Annotated in this window: 27 protein-coding genes and 1 tRNA gene; 22 read left to right on the forward strand and 6 right to left on the reverse strand. The window is 64.5% G+C overall.

What is annotated here, in order from left to right; genetic code table 11:
• Positions 1–9: 9 nt before the first annotated feature.
• From N1F91_RS02920 to N1F91_RS02940, 5 genes are all read left to right on the forward strand, one after another.
• Positions 10–1641: a phage portal protein gene (locus N1F91_RS02920; RefSeq protein ID WP_289990167.1), complete on the forward strand. Its 1632-nt coding sequence runs from the start codon at positions 10–12 to the stop codon at positions 1639–1641.
• Complete coding sequence (locus N1F91_RS02925; RefSeq protein ID WP_289990168.1) at positions 1631–1885, forward strand: hypothetical protein; 255 nt, start codon at positions 1631–1633, stop codon at positions 1883–1885. The genes N1F91_RS02920 and N1F91_RS02925 overlap by 11 nt, the downstream gene beginning before the upstream one ends.
• Positions 1885–3201, forward strand: a complete 1317-nt coding sequence (locus tag N1F91_RS02930) for a S49 family peptidase (RefSeq protein WP_289990169.1) — start codon at positions 1885–1887, stop codon at positions 3199–3201. The genes N1F91_RS02925 and N1F91_RS02930 overlap by 1 nt, the downstream gene beginning before the upstream one ends.
• A gap of 34 nt (positions 3202–3235) precedes the next feature.
• Positions 3236–3607 (forward strand): head decoration protein, encoded by a 372-nt coding sequence (locus tag N1F91_RS02935; protein ID WP_289990170.1) that lies wholly within the window; start codon positions 3236–3238, stop codon positions 3605–3607.
• Between the two features lie 174 nt (positions 3608–3781).
• Positions 3782–4813, forward strand: coding sequence for a major capsid protein (locus N1F91_RS02940; RefSeq protein WP_289990172.1), 1032 nt, complete (start codon positions 3782–3784; stop codon positions 4811–4813).
• A gap of 69 nt (positions 4814–4882) precedes the next feature.
• On the opposite strand, the gene N1F91_RS02945 is transcribed toward N1F91_RS02940, so the two are convergent.
• Positions 4883–5086, reverse strand: coding sequence for a hypothetical protein (locus N1F91_RS02945; protein WP_289990174.1), 204 nt, complete (start codon positions 5084–5086; stop codon positions 4883–4885).
• Between the two features lie 91 nt (positions 5087–5177).
• Between N1F91_RS02945 and N1F91_RS02950 the strand changes: the two genes are divergently transcribed.
• From N1F91_RS02950 to N1F91_RS02965, 4 genes are all read left to right on the forward strand, one after another.
• Entirely contained in the window at positions 5178–5594 is a 417-nt protein-coding gene (locus tag N1F91_RS02950; protein ID WP_289990176.1) for a hypothetical protein, read from the forward strand.
• 116 nt (positions 5595–5710) lie between these two features.
• Entirely contained in the window at positions 5711–6505 is a 795-nt protein-coding gene (locus N1F91_RS02955) for a hypothetical protein (protein WP_289990178.1), read from the forward strand.
• Positions 6498–7028, forward strand: a complete 531-nt coding sequence (locus N1F91_RS02960) for a phage baseplate assembly protein V (protein WP_289990179.1) — start codon at positions 6498–6500, stop codon at positions 7026–7028. The genes N1F91_RS02955 and N1F91_RS02960 overlap by 8 nt, the downstream gene beginning before the upstream one ends.
• Positions 7029–7115: 87 nt before the next feature.
• Positions 7116–7601, forward strand: coding sequence for a lipocalin-like domain-containing protein (locus N1F91_RS02965; RefSeq protein ID WP_289990181.1), 486 nt, complete (start codon positions 7116–7118; stop codon positions 7599–7601).
• 176 nt (positions 7602–7777) lie between these two features.
• Here N1F91_RS02965 and N1F91_RS02970 read toward each other — a convergent pair whose 3' ends face one another.
• The 3 genes from N1F91_RS02970 to N1F91_RS02980 form a co-directional block, all read right to left on the reverse strand.
• Positions 7778–8041 carry a hypothetical protein gene (locus tag N1F91_RS02970; RefSeq protein WP_289990183.1) on the reverse strand — a complete coding sequence of 88 codons (264 nt, stop codon included), beginning with the start codon at positions 8039–8041 and terminating at the stop codon, positions 7778–7780.
• A 124-nt stretch (positions 8042–8165) separates the two neighbouring features.
• Positions 8166–8241 (reverse strand) — tRNA-Ile (locus N1F91_RS02975).
• 208 nt (positions 8242–8449) lie between these two features.
• Entirely contained in the window at positions 8450–8860 is a 411-nt protein-coding gene (locus N1F91_RS02980) for a hypothetical protein (RefSeq protein WP_289990188.1), read from the reverse strand.
• Between the two features lie 79 nt (positions 8861–8939).
• Here N1F91_RS02980 and N1F91_RS02985 point away from each other — a divergent pair, with 79 nt between their 5' ends.
• Genes N1F91_RS02985 through N1F91_RS03015 form a run of 7 tightly spaced genes read left to right on the forward strand, consistent with a single transcriptional unit; the run spans position 8940 to position 15202 of the window.
• Positions 8940–9215: a hypothetical protein gene (locus N1F91_RS02985; protein ID WP_289990190.1), complete on the forward strand. Its 276-nt coding sequence runs from the start codon at positions 8940–8942 to the stop codon at positions 9213–9215.
• 40 nt (positions 9216–9255) lie between these two features.
• On the forward strand, positions 9256–9675 hold the full coding sequence (locus N1F91_RS02990; RefSeq protein ID WP_289990193.1) for a GPW/gp25 family protein: 420 nt from the start codon (positions 9256–9258) through the stop codon (positions 9673–9675).
• A complete protein-coding gene (locus N1F91_RS02995) occupies positions 9672–10532 on the forward strand; it encodes a baseplate J/gp47 family protein (RefSeq protein ID WP_289990194.1) in 861 nt (286 codons plus the stop codon). Before N1F91_RS02990 ends, N1F91_RS02995 begins: the two co-directional genes overlap by 4 nt.
• Positions 10533–10590: 58 nt before the next feature.
• Complete coding sequence (locus N1F91_RS03000; protein WP_289990197.1) at positions 10591–11847, forward strand: phage tail protein I; 1257 nt, start codon at positions 10591–10593, stop codon at positions 11845–11847.
• Between the two features lie 2 nt (positions 11848–11849).
• On the forward strand, positions 11850–14156 hold the full coding sequence (locus N1F91_RS03005; protein WP_289990198.1) for a hypothetical protein: 2307 nt from the start codon (positions 11850–11852) through the stop codon (positions 14154–14156).
• Between the two features lie 46 nt (positions 14157–14202).
• Complete coding sequence (locus tag N1F91_RS03010) at positions 14203–14373, forward strand: hypothetical protein (protein ID WP_289990200.1); 171 nt, start codon at positions 14203–14205, stop codon at positions 14371–14373.
• Between the two features lie 4 nt (positions 14374–14377).
• Entirely contained in the window at positions 14378–15202 is an 825-nt protein-coding gene (locus N1F91_RS03015; RefSeq protein ID WP_289990202.1) for a hypothetical protein, read from the forward strand.
• A gap of 322 nt (positions 15203–15524) precedes the next feature.
• Here the strand turns inward: N1F91_RS03015 and N1F91_RS03020 are convergent, their stop codons facing one another.
• Positions 15525–16694: an acyltransferase family protein gene (locus N1F91_RS03020; protein ID WP_289990204.1), complete on the reverse strand. Its 1170-nt coding sequence runs from the start codon at positions 16692–16694 to the stop codon at positions 15525–15527.
• A 487-nt stretch (positions 16695–17181) separates the two neighbouring features.
• On the opposite strand from N1F91_RS03020, the gene N1F91_RS03025 reads away from it, so the two are divergent.
• Positions 17182–18429 carry a phage tail protein gene (locus tag N1F91_RS03025; RefSeq protein ID WP_289990206.1) on the forward strand — a complete coding sequence of 416 codons (1248 nt, stop codon included), beginning with the start codon at positions 17182–17184 and terminating at the stop codon, positions 18427–18429.
• A 16-nt stretch (positions 18430–18445) separates the two neighbouring features.
• Here the strand turns inward: N1F91_RS03025 and N1F91_RS03030 are convergent, their stop codons facing one another.
• Entirely contained in the window at positions 18446–19222 is a 777-nt protein-coding gene (locus N1F91_RS03030) for an IS5 family transposase (protein ID WP_289990208.1), read from the reverse strand.
• A gap of 121 nt (positions 19223–19343) precedes the next feature.
• Between N1F91_RS03030 and N1F91_RS03035 the strand changes: the two genes are divergently transcribed.
• The 5 genes from N1F91_RS03035 to N1F91_RS03055 all read left to right on the forward strand — a co-directional run bounded on the left by N1F91_RS03035 (position 19344) and on the right by N1F91_RS03055 (position 23383).
• A complete protein-coding gene (locus tag N1F91_RS03035) occupies positions 19344–19880 on the forward strand; it encodes a phage major tail tube protein (protein WP_289990210.1) in 537 nt (178 codons plus the stop codon).
• 13 nt (positions 19881–19893) lie between these two features.
• Positions 19894–20181, forward strand: coding sequence for a phage tail assembly protein (locus N1F91_RS03040; RefSeq protein WP_289990212.1), 288 nt, complete (start codon positions 19894–19896; stop codon positions 20179–20181).
• A 183-nt stretch (positions 20182–20364) separates the two neighbouring features.
• Positions 20365–22737 (forward strand): phage tail tape measure protein, encoded by a 2373-nt coding sequence (locus N1F91_RS03045; protein WP_289990214.1) that lies wholly within the window; start codon positions 20365–20367, stop codon positions 22735–22737.
• On the forward strand, positions 22737–23159 hold the full coding sequence (locus tag N1F91_RS03050) for a phage tail protein (protein WP_289990216.1): 423 nt from the start codon (positions 22737–22739) through the stop codon (positions 23157–23159). The genes N1F91_RS03045 and N1F91_RS03050 overlap by 1 nt, the downstream gene beginning before the upstream one ends.
• Positions 23156–23383 carry a tail protein X gene (locus N1F91_RS03055; protein WP_289990218.1) on the forward strand — a complete coding sequence of 76 codons (228 nt, stop codon included), beginning with the start codon at positions 23156–23158 and terminating at the stop codon, positions 23381–23383. The genes N1F91_RS03050 and N1F91_RS03055 overlap by 4 nt, the downstream gene beginning before the upstream one ends.
• Positions 23384–23388: the final 5 nt, after the last annotated feature.

The following is a 23388-nucleotide window of genomic DNA, read 5'->3' on the forward strand; positions in this document are numbered from 1 at the left end:
TCCATGGGCATGATGAACCGCGTCCGGGACTGGCTGGCGCCGGTCCGCGGCCGGCCGGCTGCACCGCCGACCATCCGCGCCGACTTCATGCGCGGCAATCGCGGCGTGGTGTTCGGTGGCTGGCGGCCAGCCCTTCGCGATGCAGCCGACGATGTCGGCGCCTCGTGGGATCTGGCCGCCGCGCGTACCATCGACCTGATCCAGAACTCCGGCTGGATGGCAGGCGCGCTCGATCAGGCGGTGGCGAGCACCGTTGGCACCGGCCTTCGCCTGAAGGCCATGCCGGAAAACGACGTCTTCGGCATGAGCAACGCCGATGCCGAGCAATGGGCGCAACGCGTCGAACAGCGGTTCGGGCTCTGGGCCGAGCGGCCCTATGAATGCGACATCGAGGGGAGACGGTCCTTTGCCCTGATGCAGGCCGGCGCCTTCCGCTCCTGGTTTGCCACTGGCGAGATCTGGGCCGAACTGCCATGGCGCGAGCGGCCGGGTGGACGATATGGCACCAAGGTCCGTCTCGTTCCCGCGCACCGCGTGTCGCGGCGAACCGACAGCCTGCGCCGTGTGGTCCAGGGCGTGCGCATGAATGGCGACGGCATGCCGGTGTCCTACCTGGTGAGCCGCAAGGATCCCGTCACCGGTCTGACGCAGGAGACGGACGTTCAGGCCCGCGACGGGCTTGGCCGCATCCGCGTCATCCATGTCTTCGACGGTCTTCCGGGGCAGGTGCGCGGCATCAGCCCGCTGACGCCGGCCCTGCAGGTGGCCCGGCAGTTCGACCAGCTGTCGGATGCGACGCTGACGGCGGCCATCCTGCAGACGGTGTTTGCCGCGTCGATCACATCGGATGAGCCGACGGAGGAAGTGCTCGCCGGCTTGCTCACCCCGCAGGAACAGGCGCGGCTGTCGGCCGGCGGCATCTCGCCATGGGACGCCTATATCCAGGCGCAGGCGGGCTGGTACGACAATGCAACCATCAATCTCGGCGTCAATGGCCGCATTGCCCATCTGTTTCCGGGCCAGAAGCTCGAATTGCACCGCGCCCAGCATCCGCATTCGGACTATCGCGACTTTGCCGCCCATCTCCTGCGCGAACTCGCACGCTGCATGGGAATGACCTACGAGAGTGCGACGGCCGACTACACCAACGCGACTTACTCGTCCGTGCGCATGGCAACCGGCGAGATTTTCCAGATCACGCTCTACCGCCGCGCCCATATCGTCGCACCGTTCTGCAATGCCGTCTACGAGGCATGGCTCGAGGAAGAGATCGCGCGCGGCGGCATTCCGTTTCCAGGCGGGCTCGAAGGGTTTGTCGCCCATCGCGCGGCGGCCTCGCGGGCCATCTGGCGCGGGGCGCCCAAACCGCAGGCCGACGATCTGAAGACAGCCAAGGCGCACGAGATCTGGTGCCGGCTCGGTGTGATGACCGACGCCTCGATTGCCGAGGATCTCGGCTACGACATCGAGGATGTCTATGCGCAGCGCGCCCGGGAGAAGGCGCTGCGCCAGACTTATGGCCTGCCGGACGCGCAGCATCAGGGCATCACGACGATGGCGGGTAGTGACCAGGGTGGTCAGGACGTCGACGGCGGTGCCGAGGAAGACGAAGCGTCTTCGGAGGCTCGCGATGACCGTTGACGAAAGCGACCCGTGTGCCGCCGCCGCCACTCTGCGGAAGGTCTACTACGACCTGATCGCGGGACAGGGCGCGATGATGGTGACGTTCAAGGCGGGATCGTCGGGTGTGGAGCGTTCGGTGACGTTCCACAGGGCGCAGCCCGACCGGCTATTGTCCGTCATCCGCGGCTTCGAGCAGAAATGCGCGCTGGCCGAGGGCCGACCCCCGCGTCGGTATGCGATCGCGACAGGAGGGGGCAACTGATGCAACCGCCCAACATCCTGCCGGCGGCCGAGGGCCCGACACTTGCCCATCTGGCGTCGCGCGTGCTGAACCGGCCGCTGCTCCTGCATCCCGACAAGGCGGCCATCGTGCTGCACGTGCTGCAGGGTCGGATCGGCGTGGAACAGGTGGCGCCAATCTCGCCCGACGCAAACCGCTTCATGGGCAGCCGGATCGGCGAGGACGGCCGGAAGCGGACCTATTCTATTGTGGGCGGCGTCGCGACGATCCCGATCGTCGGCTCGCTGGTCAATCGCGGCGCCTGGATTGGCGCCAGTTCCGGTCTCGTCTCCTATGAGGGGTTGAGCAAGCAGCTGTCGGACGCGGCCGCCGATCCAGAGGTATCGGCGATCCTGCTCGACATCGACAGTCCGGGCGGTGAGGCGTCCGGCATGTTCACGCTTGCCGCCCAGATCGCGCAGGTCACGCAGACCATGCCGGTCACGGCCTTGGTCAACGACATGGCGGCATCGGCCGCCTATGGCCTTGCCAGTGCCGCAAGCGAGATCGTGGTGTCGCCGACTTCGATCGTCGGCTCGGTCGGCGTGGTGCTGACCCATCTCGACCGTTCCGGCGAAATGGAACGCAAGGGTGTCAGGGCGACCCTCATCCATGCCGGCAGGCACAAGGTCGACGGCCACCCGTTCGGACCGCTGTCGGAGGCCGTTCACGCCGATCTGCAGGCCGAGGTGACGAAGGTCCATGACCAGTTCGTGAGCCTCGTCGCCGCCAACCGGCCCGGCATGACCGATCACGATGTCCGGGCAACGGAGGCTCGGACCTATCTTGGCCAGGACGCCATCGACGTCGGCCTCGCCGACCGGATCGCAACCCTGGACGCGGTCCTTGCCGAACTGTCCAAACCGGCCCGCGGGGCCACCAGCACAAGGAGAGGTTTTGCCATGAGCAAGCCAACCGAGACCGCCCCGATGGCTATCGCGGGCATCAGCCAGGCCGACCACGATGCCGCCGTCGAGGTCGCGCGCGCCGAGGGAATGAGGGCTGGCCAGACGGAGGCGACCGCCCGGATCAGGAGCATTCTCGGCTGCGAGGACGCGAAGGGCCGTGAAGCACAGGCCATGGTGCTGGCGCTGGATACGGCAATGAATGCCGAAGATGCCGCCAAGGTGCTGGCAGCTTCGCCAAAGGCGCCGAGCGGCGTGGCGTCGATTGCGGAACGCGCGGCCGGGCAGGCGGAAATGGGTGCGGATGCCGGCAGCACCCGCATCGATGCCACCGAGCGTGTCGCCAGCGGCTGGGCCCGGGCCATTGCCAACGCCAACCAGCGCTTCGCCTGACCCGCAGCATCTTCAAACATAGGGAAACACGACCATGACGGTTCTGACCGAGCCCCGCCACCCCGGCGAATTCCTGATGAGCGAGGCCAATGGCCAGCGCTCGCGCGAGACCATCACCATCGCCAGCGGCGCCGGCGTCATCGCGCCCGGCTCCGTGCTCGGCAAGATCACCGCGTCGGGCAAGTATCTGGTCTCTACCATTGGTGCCACGGATGGCAGCCAGACGGCAGCCGCCGTCTCGCTCTATGGCTGTGACGCCACCTCGGCCGACCAGAAGATCGCGGCGATCCTGCGTGACGCCGAAGTCAACGGCAACATCCTCACCTACCACGCTGATCGCGACCAGCCCGCCGAACGGGCCGCAGCCCAGGCCGACCTTGCCGCCGTCGGCATCATCGTGCGCTGATCGCCATCCGGCGCTGAACTCCCGCTTCCGGGCGGCAGTCCACTTTCATGATCGCCGTGCGTCGTAGCACGACGGCGACCGACCGCAGCTCACACCCAATCCCGCAGTCGTGGCCCCGGACGCATGCCATGCGCCGGCCGCTCTGCCGTGCGCAAAAAATGACAGGAGACCTCCATGTCCATTCTGAACATCTTCAGCCAAGACGCCTTCTCCGTCATGCGCCTCACCGACGCGCTGCGCGAGATCAGATACACCCCCTCGCGCATCGGCCAGATGGGGCTGTTCCAGATGACCAGCATCGACACGCTCGACATCGCCATCGAGAAGGACAAGCAGCAAAACCGCATGCTGGTCGCGGCAAGTCCCCGAGGTGGGCCGGGCCAGACTTTTGACAAGTCCAAGCGCGCCGTGCGCATGCTGAAGGTTCCGCACTTTCAGGTCGATGACGCCATCTACGCCGACGAGGTGCAGCAGGTTCGCGCCTTCGGCCAGGAGATCGCCGTCGAGCGCCTGCAGGCCAAGATCGCCGACCGGGCCGCGGAAGCCTCGCAGTTCTTTGCGCTGACCGAGGAGTATCACCGCCTCAATATCCTCAAGACCGGCCAGCTGCTCGACGCGGACGGCTCGGTGCTGTTCGACTATTTCTCCGAGTTCGGCGAAAGCCAACAGACCGAGATCGACTTCGACCTCGACAATGCCAATCCCACCGAGGGCGCCTTGCGCAAGAAGTGCGCCGGCGTGGTGCGCCAGATGGCCGGCATTCTCGACGGTCTGCCCTATTCCGGCATCCTCGCCTTTTGCGGCGACGCCTTCTTCGATGATCTCGTCACCCACAAGGAGGTGCGCGAGACCTACAAGGGCTATGCCGAGGCCGCCAATCTGCGTGCCGCCTACATCAGCACCGGATCTTCGGGCATCTACGGCACCTTCGACTTCGGCGGCATCACCTGGGCCAACTATCGCGGCGGCGACAATGTCGGCATCGCCACCGACAAGTGCCATCTGTTCCCGATGGGCGTGCCCGGCCTGTTTCGAACCGTCTATGGCCCGGCCGACTATATCGAGACGGTCAACACGCCCGGCCAGCGGCTTTATGGCAAGCAGTGGGAGATGCAGAACGGCAAGGGTGTGAACCTGGAGTTCCAGATGAACGCGCTCCAGTACTGCACCCGGCCACGCGTGCTGATCCCCGGCAAGAGAACCTGATCACGGGTGGGCTCTTCGTTTGATGTCCGGGCTGACGCATGATGAGCATGAGGCAGCCGGCATTGCCGATCAGGACCGGTGGGCGTCCCGGAGCTTCTCCCATCGATCCAGCAATGATTCGGTCTCGGCGATCAGCAGGTCTCTTTGAACATCATAGACCTGGCGCGCCGTTTCTCCGCCCAGCAAGTTGGGCTGTGATTCTTCTCTCGCAATCTGTTCCAGCCGTCGATGAATCGCCGCGAGGCGTTGCGTGATATGGTCGTCGTAAGCCATCGTGCTGTCCTCCTGCCAAAAGCATACAGGAGCCGATGGCGGGACGCGACACCCGCATCGAGCGCGAGAAATCCCAAGCCGAGACACCACCATGACCTCGCCGTTCGACGCCTTCGATGCTTCGTTGTCGGCTGCAACGGTGCAGGTCTTTGGTGAGCGCGCGGTCCTTCGCCCTCGCGTGTCCTCGCAATATGCCGAGCGAGCAGCCGACGAAGATCGCCATCAGCAGGCGGTGACCGGCGTCTTCTCGGCCGGTCCCGCCGAGAGTTCGCTCAAGGGGTCTGCCAGTTCGGGCGACTTTGCCGGTACGACAAGGGTTGCCACGCTGACGTCCGCGTTCTGGATCGCGGCCGATGTGGTCACAACACTCTCGGCGCGCCCCGTGAAAGGCGACACGATCATTTTGAGCGGCCGCGACGGCTGCCCGGTCTATACGATCACCCGGGTGGAGCCCTCCGATCGTGGCGACCTGAACTTCATCCTGGTGCGTGAGGATCAGCCGACATGAGACTTGCCCGCCTTGCCATGCGGATTGCAGCCGCACGTGCATTGCCACGCTGATCACCCGGTGTCCTCCGACCGGGCCGATCTCAACCTTCTTCTGGTCGGGAAGGATGTTGCGTCATGAGTCTGGCCCGTCTTGCCATGCGGATTGCGGCTGCGCGTGCCCTGAAGGGTGCGACACTTGCTGGCGACCGCGTCTTCGACAGCGCCATCGATCCGATCGACCAGACCATTGCCGAGACCCGCCAGCCGATCCTGGTCGTCATGACCGACGATCACGAGGCCGACATCACGGGCAGGGACCTGACCTATGGCGATGCCCGCTGCGACTTGGTGATCGAGGCGGCCATCGCTGCGCGGGTCGAGATTCCGGCGACGGATGGTGATGGCAATGCAACGACCATCGCCATTCCGCACACCGACGAGGGCATGGAGCTGGTGCTCGACATGATCGAGCATCAGGTCATTGCCGCCCTGTCGCGGGAGCGCACCGCCTGGTCGCGGGTCTGGATGAAGCTGGTTCCACGGATCAGCAAGCGGCTGTCGCGGCGCGGGGCATCAGCCGAGAACGGTGTGCGCTTTGCCGCCCGCCAGATCGTCATCACCTGCGATCTGATCGAGCCGCCCGTGGCTGGCGCGCCGATCCAAGCAGGTACGGCCTGGGACGACGTGCTCACCGTGATGTCGGCGGACCAGCTGCTTGTTCCGGTCGCAAACATGCTGCGCGCCGAGATCGAGGGCGAGCCTGCGTCCGACTGGCAGCGTGCCGCGAACATCCTCGGCATCACGATGAAGACGGCCGAGGGCCTCGGCATCGGTGAGGTGCTGGACGAGGCGGGTAACCCGGTCGAACTGTCCAGCATCATCCTGGATCCGGACGCGGGCGATCCCTTCATGGTGGCCGACGATGCGTGAGATCGTCGAACTGGCCGCGCGCATCGCCGAACTGGAACGCCGTTTCGCCGGGACGATCCGGCATGGCACGGTGGCCGAGGTCGATCCGGCCAAAGGCCGCGCCCGGCTCGATCTCGGCGAAAGCACCGCAGGGGGCCGGTTCCTGTCGCCATGGGTGCCGTATTCGCAGGTGGCGGGCGCGCTGAAGGCGCACATCCCGCCGACGGTCGGACAGCAACTGACGCTGGTTGCCCCCGGCGGCGACTGGCAGCAGGCCGTTGCGGTGCCGCTCGCTTTCTCCGACAAGAACCCGTCGCCGTCGAGTGCCGGGGACCGGAACGTCATCACCTACGGCAATGTCACGCTGATGCTCGCCGACGATCTGGTGACAATCGCCGTCGGCGGCGTTTCGTTCGAGGTCACCGGCTCCGGCATCGAGATCACGGGCGGCACGATCCGCCACGACGGCAGGAACATCGGCTCGAGCCACATCCATGGTGGCGTAACGCCGGGCGGCGGTACGACCGACGTGCCGGCGAACTGACGATAGCTCGGCGGCTCGATCCGTCTTCACACCGGCCTTCCCGATGAACACGGATGCCATCCGCAGCACAAATCATTTGATCATCAGGTGAAATCGGACGATCCTTTCAACAAGCGGCAGGTCGCTTGGGGAATGAAAAACCTAATGAAAGTCCATGACATATTCGGTGTTTGGAAGCTGATATCACTGCAATTTGCCAGAACGGACACAGGTGAGTGCAAGGACATGTATGGGGCCGATCCTCTCGGCTACATCTTCATCACCCCGGACAAGCGGATGATGACTATCGTAACCTCGCGGAACCGAGCAGAAGCGGACACCGACTCTGGCAATGCCGCCTTGTTCAAGAGCATGATGGCCTACTCCGGTCCATTCCGAATTGAAGGCAACGACCAGTTCATCACAAACGTCGAGGTTTCGTGGCATCCGGGGTGGGTCGGGACCGAACAAGCCCGGACTTTTTCAATCGACGACGACATCCTGTCCATCACGACCGCCGAGGTTTTACACCCGATGTTTCCCGGACAGAAAGGCTGCGGCATTCTCAAATGGCAAAGGACGTCGCGCTTTTGAAGGCGTCTATTTGCCAAGGTCGAAGCCGACACGGAATCGCTCGACAGCGGTGATGTCCGATAAGGTGTCTTTGCGACTTAAGCCGATCCCCGATCCCCGATCCTCGACCTTGGCGGCGTGACGCCGGGCGGTGGGATGACCGACGTGCCGGCGAACTGAGAAGCTGGCTCCAAGAGTCACCGCCCGTCCTTTGCTCGACGGTAGCTCGCGCCGATATCGCCGCTGGGCGTCGTGTTGGGGGAATATGTCAGCGACACGTCTCGACCGCCGCAACCATCGCAGCGCAGGCGGGGGATCAGGTCGGGCGCCATGGCGGGCGCGTCGGGACCGAGGCGCTCGCGCAGCAAGGAAAGATCGAGCTGGCGGTTGTGATGGCAGGCGTTGCATGACGCGTGCAGCGTCATGCGATCGTCGATCAGTTTTTGCACCGTCCAGGCCATGTCTCAAACATAGGCGTCGCTGCGCCCGGAGTCAGCCGCGCAGATCGCCGCGTTGCTGTTACCTTGCATGCATCACATTCAGCGGTTCCACGACCAGCGTGATCGCGAGTGTGGGTTGAAAAAATGGTGGGCCGGGAGGGACTCGAACCCCCAACCAAGCGGTTATGAGCCGCCGGCTCTGACCATTGAGCTACCGGCCCTATCAGGCGTTTCGGCGCGGACGGCAGAACGTTGACCAAGCACGATCGAAGTCGCGGGCTCTCGGTTCCTTGTGTCTGCCAATCCCACCAATTCCACCTTCAAAAGCGACCTATGCCGTTATCGATTGCGATACAAGCCTTCGATACAGCCCGCAGCGCTTAATCCAAACTGCGTGTTTCAACGAATGGCTGAGCGCTGCCGTCAATCCTATTCGTTGCCATCGGATTTCATCACATTCCGTATCAGGTGCTCGGCCGTCTCGTTGAAGTAGCCCATCATTTCGCGATGCAGCAATTGAAACTCCGCAAACACCACAGTCAGAAACTGGGAGCTTTGGACCTTGACGACAACCGTGGTGTAGCGTTGCCGCGAGGATCGGTAGGGCGTGATGCCGTGTTTGCGGCAGACGGCGAAAAACAGCCGCACGGCCCATGCGTCCGGCAACGAATACTGAAGTTCGACCAATGGCTCTTCGTTGCGTTCCGGCTTCTTGCCGACTTGCGCCTTGAGGCGCTCGATCGCGGCGGCGGCCGCTGCTGCTTCGCCGGCCGTCCCGGCCCTGGCGAACAGCGCTTCCACCTTTTTCAGGCGTTCGTAGATGTCGCTTTGCGATGACATGATCGTCCCCCGTGACCAGCGCAGTTCAAAGCCGGTCTGACACGCCAAATCAAGCAGAGACCGACCCAAAGGAAGACCCATGCCACGCTATGCGATCACCGAACGTGCCGGGCGTTTCGTCGCCGGCCAGACCAACACCGGCGTAGGAACGGTTCTCACCATGACCGAGAAGCAGGCCGAGCACGAGGTGCGTCTTGGGACGCTGCGCGCTCTGGTCAGCGTCGCCAGAGTCGCCAAGGCTGCTGGACAAGCGACGGATGCGGAAACGGCGCCAGTTCCGCGAAAGGGGAGCAGGCGCGCTAGCCGGATCAGTGATCCGGCCGCTGACGACGTAGATCGCGCGGCATCGGCATAGTCCGTTTCCGGCGACTGAACTGCCGCGGAGGCCATAGCCGATGGCGACGCTGCAAAATCCCTCGATCGGCATTGACGCTGCAACCGGCGGGACGATCACCGGCTGGGACCATGTCGAGCAGAGCCTGCGCGACATCTTCTCCACCCAGTTCGGCACGCGGGTGATGCGGGAATGGTACGGCTCCTTCGTGCCCAACCTGCTCGGCCAGAACATCACGCCAAAGGACGTCACGCCGTTCTTCGTCGCGGTTACCTCGGCGATCGAGCAATGGGAGCCGCGCTACCGAGTGACGCAGGTCCAGATCGTCAAGGTGACGCGCGAGGGCCGGCTGCACTTCTTCCTCGACGGCGAGTATCGCCCGCGTGCCGTGTTCGGCGATGTCACCGCCGTCGGAGCGAGGCGGGTTGACGCCTACGCCAACCCGGACGGCATCCTGATCGAGCAAAGGCAGACGTCATGAGCCGGTTCACCGCCATCGACCTGTCGGCCATGACGCCGCCCGACATCATCGAGACGCTGGATTACGAGACCATCGTCACCGACATGCGCGACGACCTGGTTGCGCGCTTTCCGGCCATCGTCGGCGTGATCGACCTTGAGAGCGAGCCAGCGCGCAAGCTGATCGAAGCTTTCGCCTATCGCGAACTTCTGCTGCGGGCGCGCATCAATGACAGCGCCCGAGCGGTCCTGCTGGCGTCGTCCTACGCCGGCAACCTCGACCATCTCGGCGCGCTGTTTGCGACAGCGCGACAACAGGACGAGCCCGACGACCGGTTTCGCCGCCGCATCCAGCTTGCGCCCGAGGCGTTCTCGGTGGCCGGCCCCGAGGGTGCCTACCAATATCACGCGCTGACGGTGGCGCCGTGGGCACGCGATGTGAGCGCGATCATGACGGCGCCCGGCACCGTGCGGGTGACGATGCTGAAGGAGGGCACCAATCCGGTGCCCACGCCGGCCGAGCTGCAATCCGTGCTGATCGCGCTGCGCGACGACGCGGTCCGGCCGCTGACAGATGTGGTGCAGGTGCTCGGCCCGCATGTGGTGCCGATTACGATCGACGCCCGGCTGACGCTTTATCCCGGTCCGGACGGGACGCTGGTGCAGAGCCGTGCGCTGGCAGCACTCACCGCATGGGTCGAGCGAAACCGGATGCTGGGCATGAACCTGCGTCGCTCGGCGATCTTCGCACGGCTGCATCAGGAGGGCGTCCATTCGGTCGAACTCGTCGCGCCTGCCGAGGACGTGGTTCTGGACGAGCGCCAGGTCTACGCGGTCACCGCGCTGACCGTGACCGTCCAGACGACCCGGGACCAATAGGATCGTCCGCTCTCTGTATTCATGGGCACCGATCCGCTCCGTAAGTCAGGACTGACCCATGACCCGCGAGACGCTCCTTCCGGCCAATCGCACGGCCTTCGAGGAAGCTGCGGACCTCACTGGCGCGCGCATCGCCGACCTGCCGATCGATTTGCCGAAGCTGGTACGACCCTTCGAGGCGCCGTCGCCCTTCCTGCCTTGGGTCGCGTGGGGCCTGTCGGTCGATTTCTGGGAGAAGGACTGGCCGGAGGACAAGCACCGGCTGATGCTGGCGCGCTCGCTGCGAATGCATGCGCGAAAGGGCACGGCCACGGCAATCGCCGAGGCGGTGAAAATCATGGGCGGCGACCTTCGCCGCTTCATCGTTCCACCCGCCAAGACCCACCTTTCGCCTGCCTTCACGCCAACCGAGCGCGAGGCGTACCTCGCGCTGTTTCCGCAGCTGCGCGTCTATCCCTTTGTCGCGCGCGGCCAGACGGGACCCTTCGGTTGCTTCCTGTCGGTGAAGCGCATGCTCGGTGAGACGCTGCTCGGACCGATCCGCCAGATCAGCACGAATGCTTCCCGCTACACGCGGACAGCAAAGTTGTGGGACCGCGGCGGGGAGACAACGCTGACGCTCCGGGAGGTGAGGCTGGAGCGCGCCGGCCTGGTTGGCGCCAAGGAGTTCGACGAGGTGATCCTCGGCCCCAAGGCCACCAGGGCGATCCACCTCGACGCCCCACCTCGGGCGCGCGGCTTCCTCGTCGATGATCAGGGTGTGGCGCAACGGATGATCCGCATCCCCCGCGATGCCAGCTACGTGTTCCGTCTCGGGCGCGAGACCTACACAACGGTCTGGCCGCAGGCCCAGATGATCGACGTGCGGCCTCGGTTCATCGCCGAGGTTCACGCGGGCCAGAAGGGTGCGGTCCATGCTGGTGGCGGAAGCCGGATCGCGGGCGGCTTCCTGCCGCCCACCATTGCCTGGCGGCATCTCTTCGAGCGCTGGCACATTCATGACCCCGATCGCATCCCGATCGAGCGGCGCAGGTCGATGCATCTCGGGAACACCCGTCTCGGCATGCCGGCCTACCATGCCGAGGCCAGCATCCGGCTGCTCGGTCGCCGGCCATGGCGCATCGCCGGCCGCTTCGTGCAGAGTTTTGTCATCTCGACATCCAAGCAGCCGATCGCCGACGCGCGGCATGCGGTGCGGATCACCAAGTCGCTGCGCGACAAGATCCTGATCGACACCAAAACCCATCGCGCCATCCGTGCCGGCGATCGCCAGAAAGTCGGCCAGGCTGCCGTCGGCGGATACATCGAGGTCTGAACATGGAACGCATCGTCATCTATCGCGACCGGCAGGAGCTCCAGTCGGGCGATTTGAACAGCACACAGGAGTTCGCGCGCACGTCGCTCGACCACATCGTCAAGGATGCGGTCGAGCCGGGGCGGGGCTATGTCGGTTTTGCGGTCACCAAGACCGGAGCAACCGAGGTGACGCTGTCGGCAGGCCGCCTCTACGCCAATGGCGAGGTCCATGACCGCAACGAGACCGTGGTGATCGACCTGTTCAACGCGCTGCCGTTTCTGACACGCCGTCGCGTGGCGATCGTCACCTTCGGCCAGTCGGTCGATACCGACGTGCAGCCGCGCGACTTCCTGATCGACGCGGAGGCTGGTACGACCGAGCCGCAGTCGGTGGCGATGGAGAACCTGCGCCGTGCCGAGGTCTCGACGGTCGCGGGCGTCGAGGGTCCGGACCCGAGCTATCCGACGACGGACGCCAACGTGACGGTCATCGCGTACCTGCTGCTCGACACCACCGGCGTTGTCGGCATCGAGCAGTGGGCGCCGACGCAGCTCCCGAACCTGCGCGCAGTGGCAAACCGCGCAACAGTGCTGGAGAACTGGCGCGGCCAGATCAGCGGTCAGGTCGACACACTGCGCACCGACCTCTCGGCGCTGGCCGACCGTTTTCTGGCCGTGGCACTGAAGAACGAGGTCGTCGATCTGACGCAGCAGCTCGACGAACTGCGCCAGCGGGTCTTTGAGCCCGGCGCCTACATCTACTACGGCACCGATCACTTCCTGAACGAGGAAGGCACCAACACCGATCATGCGAGCTACGACGCGGTGGTGGGCGAGGGCATTCGTTTCGCCATCGCCGGCACCCAGACCTCGCCGCTGGCGCTGCTCAATCCCAACAACGTCTTCATCCAGAACGCCTCTGGCTTCGTCCTGCCGAAGTTTTCTCATGGCCTGCGCATGGATCTCACCGGCTACACCGGTGAGACGCGGATGGCGCAGTACACCTTCGAGACGACGGAGGTCCGGCAGCTGACCCGGACCCGCGAGCGGCGCCGCTTCGGCTCGACGCGCACGGTCTGCACCAACTCGACATGGTGGCGGCAGGGTCAGTTCGACATGGTGCTGGGCGTGTTCCAGCGCGACGGCGAGACCTGGCAGGTCACCAATGGCGTGCCCGACACCATGCCGAACGGCCAGCGCATTCCGAACGGCAACGTGCACTGGGTGCGGCTGACGCAGTTCTGGATCGACGTCTATGTCGAGCCGTACTGGGACCGCGTCGCGTCCACGGCCACGATCAACGGGCAGCAGGTCGCGCAGACGTTTCTGAACAGCCAGGATGGCTGGCTCTCGCAGGTCGGCCTGTTCTTCTCGCGCAAGGCGGCCTCAGGCGACGTGACGCTGATGGTCTGCGAGACCGGGTTCGGCATGCCGAACCTCAACCGGGTGCTCTCGCGCACCACGGTCCCTCTGGCCGACATCCTGGTCGGCGCCAATTCCGGCGGTGCGGGTCTGCCCTCTCTGATCGAGACGAAGGTCGTGATCGCGCCGACATACCTGGTAGCGGGCCGCCGCTACGCGATCGTCGCGATCACGACCGGCGACCACTACGTCGCGATGACCAACAGCGACAATGGCGTGGTGCAGGGCACGTTCTTCGTCTCGACCGACGGGGCCTTCTTTGCCGGCAATCTCGTCGACGACCTGAAGATGCGGCTCTACTTCGCGAAGTTCGAGCGCACCCGGGTGTCGATCGAGATGACGGCGCTGCAGCTTGCCGGTGGCATCCTCGACATCGACATCCTGAACGAGGCGATCACGCCGCCCGCCTGCCGCACCGACTTCGAGGTGCAGGTGAATGGCGCATGGGTGCCGCTCGACGGGGCGCCGAACGGACCGAACCTGACCGGGCTGCCGGCGATCCTGCCGCTGCGCGTGACACTGACCGGCACCACAGACTTGATGCCAGGTCTGGGACTGACCGGCTCACAGGCGATCGTCAGCCGCACCAAGACCGCGTTCACGTGGGTCGGCAACACGCGGACGCTGGGCTCTGCGACGACCAGCGTCAAGGTGGTGACCGACCTGCAGGCATTCGACGAGGCACAGCACGACGCGACGGTAACGCTGCTGACAGGCGTAACACTGGATGGCACCGAGACCGCGGATGTGGTCGAGGACGTGGTTCTGACCGATGGCACCATCCGCCGGACCTCGATCTTCAACGTCGTCGCCGTGACCACCTATGCGGTGAAGATCGTCGGCTCCACCGTCTCGGCGGCGAGCACATTCCATGTCGCCGAGCTGATCGAGTTCGCCCAGTCCTGATCTGGCCCAGTCCACGCTGATCCGATGCCATGAAGGAGACGCCGTGATGGCGAAAACACCCTCGCACTACAAGATCACGGTGAACCGGCACATCGAGTTCGCCGCCGCGCGCTTCCGTCCGGGCGCGCGCTACACCGTCAAGGCGTCGGTCTACGATGCGCTGAAGGCCGAGCACCCCGAGGCGATCGCGTCGGCGAGCCCGATCCGGATGGAGTGACGCCATGGTGGTGCGGTTCGAAGACCTTCGGGTTCGTGACAGCCAGGACCTCGATCGGGACTTCTTCAATCGCCGCTACCGGCTGATCGTCGAGAGCCTGAACGAGCTGGCCGGGCAGATCACGACGATCACGACGGCGTCCGACAACCTGGTGATGCTGGGGCTCACCCGGGTGAACGAGGTTCTGGGCCCCGCACTAGCGCAGGTGAGTGCCGCGGCAGAGAGCGGGTTCCTGGTGGCGACGTCCGCGTCGCCGCTGACCGTCTCGGTTGGGCTTGAGACCACGATCGTCATCGATGATACGGCGGCCCGGGCGCTGTTTGCGCCGACGCCCTATGTGATTATGTCGCGCAACGCCGAGGGGGCGGCGGAGGGGACGATCGACGATTGGGCGCTCCTGGAGGTGCATGCCTACAGCCGCGAGAACGGCGGGCTGGCGTTCAAGGTCGCGGCGATCAGCGGCGACATTGGCGCCGCCCAGCACGACGACTGGGTGATCTCGGCGAGCGCGGGGCTGGCGAAGACGATCCTTGAGGCGGCCACCAACGTCACGGCGACGCTGGCTCTGGCACAGCAGGCAGCACAGGACGCCGCCGCTGCAGCTGCGACAGCAGAGGCGGTCCTGGCGTCGGGTCCGGTCGCCTCTGTCAACGGTCAGACCGGCGTGGTGGCGCTCGGCATTGGCAACATCCCGAACCTGACGACGGCCCTCGCGGGCAAAGCCGACAGCAACCACGGCCACGGCATCGGCCAAATCTCCAACCTGCAGACGACGCTGACCAGCCTGCAAACTCAGATCAACGCCATCAACGACGGCGGCTCGTACTGAGGCACGCGCCGACCACTCCACAACCCAATCCATCTCAACGCTCGCGGACTTCCCTACGCGGCGGCGATCATTATTGCGAAGACACGCCGTGTTCGATCCGACTTTCTGCATTTCCATCACGCGCATCGACAGCGAGCCGCGGCCCGCCCTGTTGAGTATCCCGGCAGGCTTCGTTGCGCTGAGGCTGCGGTCAAGGCCGGGCAGTTCCTCGCGCAGACCGCGCGTGGCGGCGTGCTGGCAACCCTGTCGTTCTCGCTGAAATCGGTTGGCGCGGGCCTGCGGCGGCTGACGCCGAACAACAAGCTTTGCTCGGCTTGGTGCGCTACGTTTTGTTTGCCGTGGCAGCGGAAATAATGGGACCTGCCGGCTTGCCGCCAACAAGATAGGCGACCGGACCAAGGCGATCCGCGATTCTCCAAAGCATCCAGGTCACGCCGTATACAAACATAAGCAGTAGCACGAACTCGACAGGCCACGTCCACGACAGTTGCGCGGCAATGGCGAGACCAACGAGCGTAACTGGAAAGTGCAGGACATAGACGGGGAATACCGCACGGTTCAACTCGGTCAGAATGGTACTGGGCCTGTTCAAAAATCGGACCGCAAGCCCGAGGGCGGCGATGCACCATGCCCAAGCCGTCGTGGCCTCGACGACCGAGTAGAGCGCGGCGTTTGCGGGCTGCAAACCCGCTGGAACCCATCCCCCTGCGGCGAGGGCCTGGCCAGTTGGCACATCCTCGAGCAGGGCGAGGGTAAGCAGGACCGTCTTGACCAGAAAAAGCAGGACAGCTGCGCTCAACAGCATCCAGGCATGGCGCCCGGCCCAATCCAGAACAACCTGATGCTTCGCACCGACAAGGTATCCTCCGATGAAGAAGATCAGATAGAGGGCAAATTGGTAGTTGTCGCCAACGAGTGCCGCGGCATGTGGCTTCAGTCCGAGGATAGCCAAAGCTGAGAGGGCAACCAGCATTGCCAGCAATGACCGGGGCGAAAGCGGCAACCGCGCGATCCCCTCGCGCAGGGCGAAAAGCGGCCAGCACACCAGGGTGTAGAGTGCGAGGTTGAACAGAAACCAGAGATGCTGGATCTGCCGTGGCGTCGGTTCCGTAAGCCAAAGCCACCAGAACGCAAGAAAGTGCGGGACGTCGCCGGTCATCCATGCAATCGCATACCCGCCGAAGACATTGAGAAAAGCCGCACCGAACAGCGCTGGCACAAGGAGCCGGGAGAGCCGGCTGCCAATGAATCCCGGGCCGGTAGCCTTGCGCGTGAGAAACCAGGTACCGATCCCGGCAATCAGAAAAAGCGAAGGCAATCTCCAGCTGTGGCTCCAGAAGATGAAAAGGCTCATCCCGTCACCAGCGAGGTCATTGTTCACAAACTGATAGATGTCGACGCCCCAATCGACAAAGCCGACGGCGATATGATGCGGAACCAGAAGCGCAAAAAGCAGCACGCGCAGGGCGTCCAGCTCATGTCGACGGCTCATGCCTTCTCCAATTTTGTGTGCATGGCCCCGCGCGACGATCATCCGGTGCGCATTCACCAGTGTTGCGATACGACCGGCTCCATTCGCATTCGTCATTAACTTATGGCGAAACACATGATCTGACCACCTTCGAAAACGGAAAACACCATGGCACGAGCCGAAGGGGTGCGGGCGCAGGTGGCGCTGGTGTCGAGACAATCGATGCTTCGTCGCGCACCAGTGGCTTTACCCACATGCCGTTTGCCAGCGCGACACTGGGGGCGGAGCAGCCGCTTCTGAGCAGCGGACTGCTGGGTTGTGATCGAAATCCGTGGGCACCTTCCGATCCAACCTACAGACGACGCTCGCGCGCTTGCAGACACAGATCCACGCCATCAACGACGGCTGCGTCTACTGACGCGGGTCTCTCCATCTGCACCACCCAAGCCATCACGGCGCCCGCGGACTTCCCTACGCGGGGCGATCATTTCATTGCGGAGACACTTCCATGTCCGATCCAACCTTCGGCATTTCCATCACGCGCATCGACAATGAACCGCGCCCCGCCGTGTGGAGCGACATGGCGGTCGTCGGCATCATCGGCACGGCGCCGGATGCTGACGTGCTCGTCTTTCCGCTCGACACGCCGGTGTTCCTCTATTCTGACGTTGCCACGAAGCTCACCGCCCTTGGCGCCTCGGGCACGCTGAAGGACGCCATCGTGCTGATCAACAACCAGCTCGGCGAGTTCCAGGTCGCTGCCAAGGTCGTCGTGGTGCGCGTCGCCGAGGGCGCCGATGTCGACGAGACCATCGCCAACATCGTCGGTGACGGCATCGCGACCGGCCTGAACGCCTTCCTCGAGGCAGGGCCGCTGCTCGGCGTCATCCCGCGCCTGGTCTGCGCGCCCGGCCATACCAGCCAGCGCGCGGTGGGCGAGGCCAATGCCGTCTGTGCGGCCCTTCCGGCCGTCTGCTCAAAGCTGCTTGCCCATGCCGTCGTCGATGGCCCGGCAACCAGCAGCCAGGATGCGATCGACTGGCGCGAGACGCTGAACTCGGACCGCCTGATCCCGGTCGATCCCGCGGTCAAGATGCTGGTCGGCGGTGTTGCGACCGTCGTTCCGCTGTCGCCGGCCGTGATCGGCATTGGCGTGCGCCGCGACCACGAGAGGAAGGGCCGGCCGTTCCACAGCTGGGCGAACCAGGCCGTGCAGGGCATCGTCGGCCCCTCGCGGCCGATCAGCTTTTCGTTGACCGACGGTGCGACCGAGGGCCAGACGCTGCTGTCGAACAACATCGGCGTGCTGTTGCGTGGCGAACTCGGTGTGGAGACTGCCATTGCCTCTGGCGGCTATGTCTTCGTCGGCACCGACAATGCCGGCGAGGACGATCTCTGGCGCTTCTACAATGTCACCCGGGGTCGCGACTACATCCACCTGATGCTGCTCAGAACGCTGCGATTCTATCTCGGCCGCTTCAACCTGACCGGCCAGACCATCCAGGCGGTGCAGAACACCATGGTCATGGCGCTGCGCGACCTGAAGGCTGACAACGACATCCTGGGCTTCGAGGTCAAGTTCACCCGCGACCAGAACTCGCCGGAGGAACTGCGGCTTGGCCGCTTCACGGTCAGCTTCGCCGCCGAGGAAGCACCGGTCCTGCGCTATCTCGGCATCCAATCCTCCCGTTACCGCCCGGCACTCGACGCCCTGCTTGGCGACCTCATATCGCAGGTCGGCGCGGTGACCGGCTGAGCCTTCGTCGGTCAACTCAGTTCGGAGTGTTGCCGCCGAGGATTCCGTACATGGTTGCGAGGGTCACGGTTTGAGAAACGTCGATGCGCTTCTCGTAGTCGCGGACGAGACGACGCCAGGGGATCATCCATCTGAAGCTGCATTCGACCCCCCATCGGCGGGACAGGATTTCGTTGTCCCTATCGTCGGCTGACCGGCGGATTACTTCGACCACGAACTCAAGATAGGCGGCCTTGTCCATCAGCTTGAGCCGTTCGTGGGCGCTGTCGGCGAACAGATGCTTCACCCACGGCCAACGTTTGCGGATTGCGTCCAGGATCAGCTGCGCCCCGGCATTGTCGGCGATGTCGGCCCTGGTCAGGTTGACCAACAACAGTCGCCCGTCTGTGCCGACGGCGATATGGCGATTGCGCCCGGCAATCTTGTAGGCTGCGTTTGACCACGCGGCTTCCGCGAACGGTGCCTTGACCGACTGATTGTCGATTACCTCACGCGCCGGAACCTCCGGGCCGATCATCATCGTCACATCATGGATGGTCTGAAACAGGAACCGCCGTACCAGCTCACGAAACCATTCGTAGACGGTCTCCCAGGAACCGAAGTGACTTGGCAGCATATGCCAGCCGCAGCCGGAACGCGCCAGATAGCGCACTGCGTTGATCACCTCGCGAAACTCGAACTCGCGTGGTCGACCCCGACGACCCGGCGCGGGCATCAGCGGCGCGATTCGCTCCCACTCATCGTCGGTCAAGTCCGACGGGTAGCGCTTCGTCTTGCTTGTGACTTTGGTCATTCACCCATGGCTTTGCTCTTTGCACTTCCAGAGCTTGAAACATAACCCCGACCGGCGCGAAAGCCCCACAGACCGGTCTCCAAACAACCTCTCACGCTTAACCGAACAAGGATGGATCGCCATGAGCACGATCTACATCATGGAAGCCGCCAACCTGTTTTGCGGCGATCACGATCCCACGGCATCAAAGCACCTGACGCTGACCGAGTTGCAGCTTCCAGCCTTGCAGGAGATGTACCAGGACCACCATGCCGGCGGCTCGCGCGTGCAGATCGAGGTGGCCGTCGGCATCCAGAAGCTGGAGCCGACCTTCAAGCTCGCCGGCTGGGATCCCGATCTTCTCACCCGGTTCGGCCTCGGCGCCAGCCGGGCGAGCGTCTTCACCGCCTATGGCGTCGTGCGCGACAAGCGCACCGGCGTCGCCCACGAGGCCAAGGCGATCATGGAGGGAAGGCTGGGCAAGGTCGAGGCCGACACTTTTCAGCGCGGCGAGATGATGGGCCACGGCTACGCCATCAACGAGGTGATGCATTACGAGCTCTGGTTTGCCGATCGCGAAAAACTCTATTGGGATTTCTATTCCACCGACTGGCGGCTCGACGGTGTTTCCCAGAATGACGACGAGCGGCGCATCCTGCGCATTCCGACCACCGGCTGAGGAGGAACACATCATGGCAAGGACAGTCACCATCAATCTGCGTGAGCCCATCGAGCATGATGGCATGGTGATCGCGGAGGTCACCGTGCGCAGCCCGAAGGTGCGCGATCTGCGCGCCATCGACGTCGAGGCCGGCAAGGACGCGACCGAGTTCGACAAGGGCATCGTCATGGCATCCCTGCTGACGGGCATTCCGGTCGAGGCGGTCGAGGAGATGGGCGCATCGGACTTCGCCGCGGTCTCGGAGGCGGTTGCGGGTTTCATGCAGGCGGGGGCAGCACCGTCCAGTGGCGCGGCCTAGTCGCCGACGTGGCGCATGTGCTCGCCACGCCGCTCCCCGCCTTTGACGACATGGATTGGGCCGAGCTGCTGCTCTGGCACGAAGAGGCCCGCCGCCTCAGCGGTGCCAGGCGTTGATGATCTCCAGGACCGTGCCGGCCGGAAGCATTTGGACCGAAAGCTGGACAGGTGGAGATGAACGATCATGGCGAGCCTGACGTCACAGCTGATCGTCTCGCTGGTCGACAATGTTTCGGACGCAGCCAGGAGGATAGGCAGCAATCTGTCCGGCATCTCGCGGACCATCCGCGAGACAAACGCGCAGCAGCTTTCGCTGTCGGAGCGTGTCGACGCTGCGATCACCCGCAACAATCGCGCACTTGAAAGCTCGCGCGGCCGCATGGCCGAAAGCATCGGCACCTTCTACGCGCTGCGTGCCGCCATTTCCGCGCCGATCGAAAGCGCCAAGGCGTTCGAGAGCACGCTGGCGGAGCTTGGCGCCAAGGGCGATCTGTCGGCAGGGCAGCTGGACAGCATCGGGGCGGCGGCTCGCCAGACCGGTGCAGACGTCAACCAGTTCGCCGCCGACATTGTGAAAGCACAGGACTTCCTGGTCGGCATGGGCCTCGACGTCGAGCGTTCGACGAAGGCGATGCCCGCCATCGGCAAGGCCGCCACCGCGACCAAGGCCGACATTCTCGATCTGTCGAAGGCCGGCTTTGCCGCCATGACGAACCTCGGCGTCGCAGCCGAGGATCTTGGCCATGCGATGGACGTGATGGCGCAGGCCGGCAAGGACGGCGGCTTCGAGTTGCGCGACATGTCGCAGTATCTGCCATCGATCACTGCCCTTGCTTCGGCCAAGGGCATGTCGGGAATGGGCGGCCTGGCGGATATCGCAGCCGCATTGCAGATCGTGCGCCGTGGCGCCGGTGACAGCTCCGAGGCTGCCACCAACTTCATGAACGTGTTGCAGAAGATCAACGCAAACGATGCGGCGGCGAAGTTCGCCAAGGCCGGCATCGACATCAACAAGGTGCTGAAGGATGCCGTCGCCAATGGCGCAAGCCCGCTCGAAGCCGCACTCAAGTCCGTCAACCAATTCATCGACGGCGACCTGTCGAAGCTCGGCACGCTGTTCAACGACGCGCAGGTGCAGAAAGGCCTGATCCCGCTCCTGAACGGCATGGAAGACTATGTCGCGCTGCGCGAAAAGGCCGGGGGCGCGGGCGGCGTCATCGACGCCGACTTCGCGCGCATGATGGACACGAGCGCGGAGCAGGCCAAGTCCTTCGAAGTGGCGATGCAGAACCTGAAGACCGGGGTCGGCACGTCTCTTCTCGACGCCATCGGCAAGATCAACACGGCACTGCTGCCGCTGGTCCAGACGCTTGGCGATCTGGTCGACAGGCATCCGAGAGTCACCGCGGCCCTGTTGGGCATCACCGCAGGCTTCATTGCGCTGAAGGCGGCGGTCAATGCCGGGCAGTTCCTCGCGCTGACCGCGCGGGGCGGCGTGCTCTCCGCGCTCTCGTTCTCGATCAACACGGTCGGCGCCAGCCTGCTGCGTCTGAAGGGCGGCGCATCGGAGATGATCCGGCTCCAATCCGCGCTGGCGGCCATGCAGGGGATCAACATGACCGGCTGGCAGAGTTTTGTGGCTGGCCTGCGCGGCATGATGTTGGCGATCCCCGGTATGTCCGGCATCACCGCCGTGATCACAGGCATCGTCGGCGCGATCGGTGCCATCTCCGCACCGATCTGGCTGGCGATCGCGGCTGCCGTTCTGGCGGTTGGCGCTGCGTGGAAATACTGGGATCGCATCTCGGCCATCATCAGCGGCGTCGCATCCGCGATCGGTGAACAGCTACGGCCGGTCTTCGATTGGCTGGGCGAGAAGCTCGGCTTCATGGAGCCGGTGCTCACCGCTGCAAGCGATGCCTTCGGCCTGCTAGGCACCGCACTTGGTGGCGTGGTCGATGCAGTCGGCGCCCTATTCTCCGGCATTTTCAGCCAGGAGGTTCTGACCGACGAAGACAAGGCGCGCATCTCGCAAAGCACTGCCGACATGACCAACCGCATCCTGAGCGGGTTCGGCAGCCTGGCCACCGGCCTCTACCAGGCCGGCGCGGACGCCATCCAGGCTCTATGGGATGGCATGAAGGCGGTCTTCGACAGGCTGATCGCCTGGGTCAATGAAAAGGTGGCGGCGCTCACTGCGCCGTTCAAAGGCATCCTGGGATCATTTTCCGATCCGGCTGCAGCGGCAAAGTCCGCTACACCTCCTCGCAGATCGCGCAACGCGCGCGCGCGCGGAGGCCCGGTCTCGCGTGGTTCGACCTACACGGTCGGCGAGAAAGGGCCGGAGCTGATCACCGCGTCGCGCTCCGGCTACGTCAATCCGACAGGCAGCGGGACGTCGGGCCCGTCCATAACGGTGGCGCCGAGCTTTACCTTCAACGCCATGAGCGCTGCCGACGCCGGCATCATCGAGGCGCAGGTCCGTCGCACGCTTCACGACGAGGTGCAGGAGATGTTTCGCGGCGTCTACGCCGATGCGGGCATGAGGTTTGCGTGATGCTGATGATGATCGGTCCTGTGCGCTTCGAGATCGCGCCGCTGAATGCCATCGGCTTCGGACACGCCCATGAGGCCGGCTTTGCCGAGAAGCCGGTCATCGGCACCATGCCGCCGTTGGAGTTCATCGGTGCTGGCCCCGAAAGCTGGACGATCGATGCAAAGCTGTTCCCGCAAAAATTTGGCGGCCTGGGCGATCTGGAACGGCTCGCCCAGGCCCGCGCGTCCGGCCTGCCGCAATACATGATGCGCGGCGATGGCTCGCTGATGGGCTGGGTGGTGATCACCCAGGTCTCCGAGAAATGGTCCTATCTGGATGCCAGGGGCATCGGGCGCGTCGTCGACGTGACGATCAGCGTTCAACGGTGCCAGGCGCCATCGTCGGGCGCCTATTTCTCGATCCTGTCGGCGGCACTCGCATGACCACGATGACGCAGACCGTCACTGTCGAAGGCGATGCGCTCACCGTGTCGCTGATCGTCTGGCGCCGCTTCAAACGGCCGATGCCCGCACTCGTCGAGGCGTTCCTCGATGCCAATCCGGGTCTCGCCGATCTCGGGCCGATCCTGCCGCTCGGCACGGTGTTCCAGATGCCGGTGCCGGTTACCCAGGACCACCAGGTGCTCGATCCGATCCGGCTCTGGTGAGGAGC

Origin of the sequence: Aquibium sp. ELW1220 (assembly GCF_030398385.1) — a bacterium.
Lineage (GTDB): Bacteria > Pseudomonadota > Alphaproteobacteria > Rhizobiales > Rhizobiaceae > Aquibium.

What these genes read in the sequence shown, in the direction of transcription:
- N1F91_RS03050 (WP_289990216.1), top strand. Translation starts at nt 22,737, where the DNA reads ATGCTGATGATGATCGGTCCTGTGCGCTTCGAGATCGCGCCGCTGAAT.
- N1F91_RS02995 (WP_289990194.1), top strand. Translation starts at nt 9,672, where the DNA reads ATGAGCCGGTTCACCGCCATCGACCTGTCGGCCATGACGCCGCCCGAC.
- N1F91_RS02920 (WP_289990167.1), top strand. Translation starts at nt 10, where the DNA reads ATGATGAACCGCGTCCGGGACTGGCTGGCGCCGGTCCGCGGCCGGCCG.
- N1F91_RS03015 (WP_289990202.1), top strand. Translation starts at nt 14,378, where the DNA reads ATGGTGGTGCGGTTCGAAGACCTTCGGGTTCGTGACAGCCAGGACCTC.
- N1F91_RS03005 (WP_289990198.1), top strand. Translation starts at nt 11,850, where the DNA reads ATGGAACGCATCGTCATCTATCGCGACCGGCAGGAGCTCCAGTCGGGC.
- N1F91_RS03040 (WP_289990212.1), top strand. Translation starts at nt 19,894, where the DNA reads ATGGCAAGGACAGTCACCATCAATCTGCGTGAGCCCATCGAGCATGAT.
- N1F91_RS02935 (WP_289990170.1), top strand. Translation starts at nt 3,236, where the DNA reads ATGACGGTTCTGACCGAGCCCCGCCACCCCGGCGAATTCCTGATGAGC.
- N1F91_RS02990 (WP_289990193.1), top strand. Translation starts at nt 9,256, where the DNA reads ATGGCGACGCTGCAAAATCCCTCGATCGGCATTGACGCTGCAACCGGC.
- N1F91_RS02925 (WP_289990168.1), top strand. Translation starts at nt 1,631, where the DNA reads ATGACCGTTGACGAAAGCGACCCGTGTGCCGCCGCCGCCACTCTGCGG.
- N1F91_RS02970 (WP_289990183.1), bottom strand. Translation starts at nt 8,041, where the DNA reads ATGGCCTGGACGGTGCAAAAACTGATCGACGATCGCATGACGCTGCAC.
- N1F91_RS02955 (WP_289990178.1), top strand. Translation starts at nt 5,711, where the DNA reads ATGAGTCTGGCCCGTCTTGCCATGCGGATTGCGGCTGCGCGTGCCCTG.
- N1F91_RS03010 (WP_289990200.1), top strand. Translation starts at nt 14,203, where the DNA reads ATGGCGAAAACACCCTCGCACTACAAGATCACGGTGAACCGGCACATC.
- N1F91_RS03035 (WP_289990210.1), top strand. Translation starts at nt 19,344, where the DNA reads ATGAGCACGATCTACATCATGGAAGCCGCCAACCTGTTTTGCGGCGAT.
- N1F91_RS02980 (WP_289990188.1), bottom strand. Translation starts at nt 8,860, where the DNA reads ATGTCATCGCAAAGCGACATCTACGAACGCCTGAAAAAGGTGGAAGCG.
- N1F91_RS03045 (WP_289990214.1), top strand. Translation starts at nt 20,365, where the DNA reads ATGGCGAGCCTGACGTCACAGCTGATCGTCTCGCTGGTCGACAATGTT.
- N1F91_RS03030 (WP_289990208.1), bottom strand. Translation starts at nt 19,222, where the DNA reads ATGACCAAAGTCACAAGCAAGACGAAGCGCTACCCGTCGGACTTGACC.
- N1F91_RS03000 (WP_289990197.1), top strand. Translation starts at nt 10,591, where the DNA reads ATGACCCGCGAGACGCTCCTTCCGGCCAATCGCACGGCCTTCGAGGAA.
- N1F91_RS02930 (WP_289990169.1), top strand. Translation starts at nt 1,885, where the DNA reads ATGCAACCGCCCAACATCCTGCCGGCGGCCGAGGGCCCGACACTTGCC.
- N1F91_RS02985 (WP_289990190.1), top strand. Translation starts at nt 8,940, where the DNA reads ATGCCACGCTATGCGATCACCGAACGTGCCGGGCGTTTCGTCGCCGGC.
- N1F91_RS03055 (WP_289990218.1), top strand. Translation starts at nt 23,156, where the DNA reads ATGACCACGATGACGCAGACCGTCACTGTCGAAGGCGATGCGCTCACC.
- N1F91_RS02945 (WP_289990174.1), bottom strand. Translation starts at nt 5,086, where the DNA reads ATGGCTTACGACGACCATATCACGCAACGCCTCGCGGCGATTCATCGA.
- N1F91_RS02950 (WP_289990176.1), top strand. Translation starts at nt 5,178, where the DNA reads ATGACCTCGCCGTTCGACGCCTTCGATGCTTCGTTGTCGGCTGCAACG.
- N1F91_RS03020 (WP_289990204.1), bottom strand. Translation starts at nt 16,694, where the DNA reads ATGAGCCGTCGACATGAGCTGGACGCCCTGCGCGTGCTGCTTTTTGCG.
- N1F91_RS02940 (WP_289990172.1), top strand. Translation starts at nt 3,782, where the DNA reads ATGTCCATTCTGAACATCTTCAGCCAAGACGCCTTCTCCGTCATGCGC.
- N1F91_RS02960 (WP_289990179.1), top strand. Translation starts at nt 6,498, where the DNA reads ATGCGTGAGATCGTCGAACTGGCCGCGCGCATCGCCGAACTGGAACGC.
- N1F91_RS03025 (WP_289990206.1), top strand. Translation starts at nt 17,182, where the DNA reads ATGTCCGATCCAACCTTCGGCATTTCCATCACGCGCATCGACAATGAA.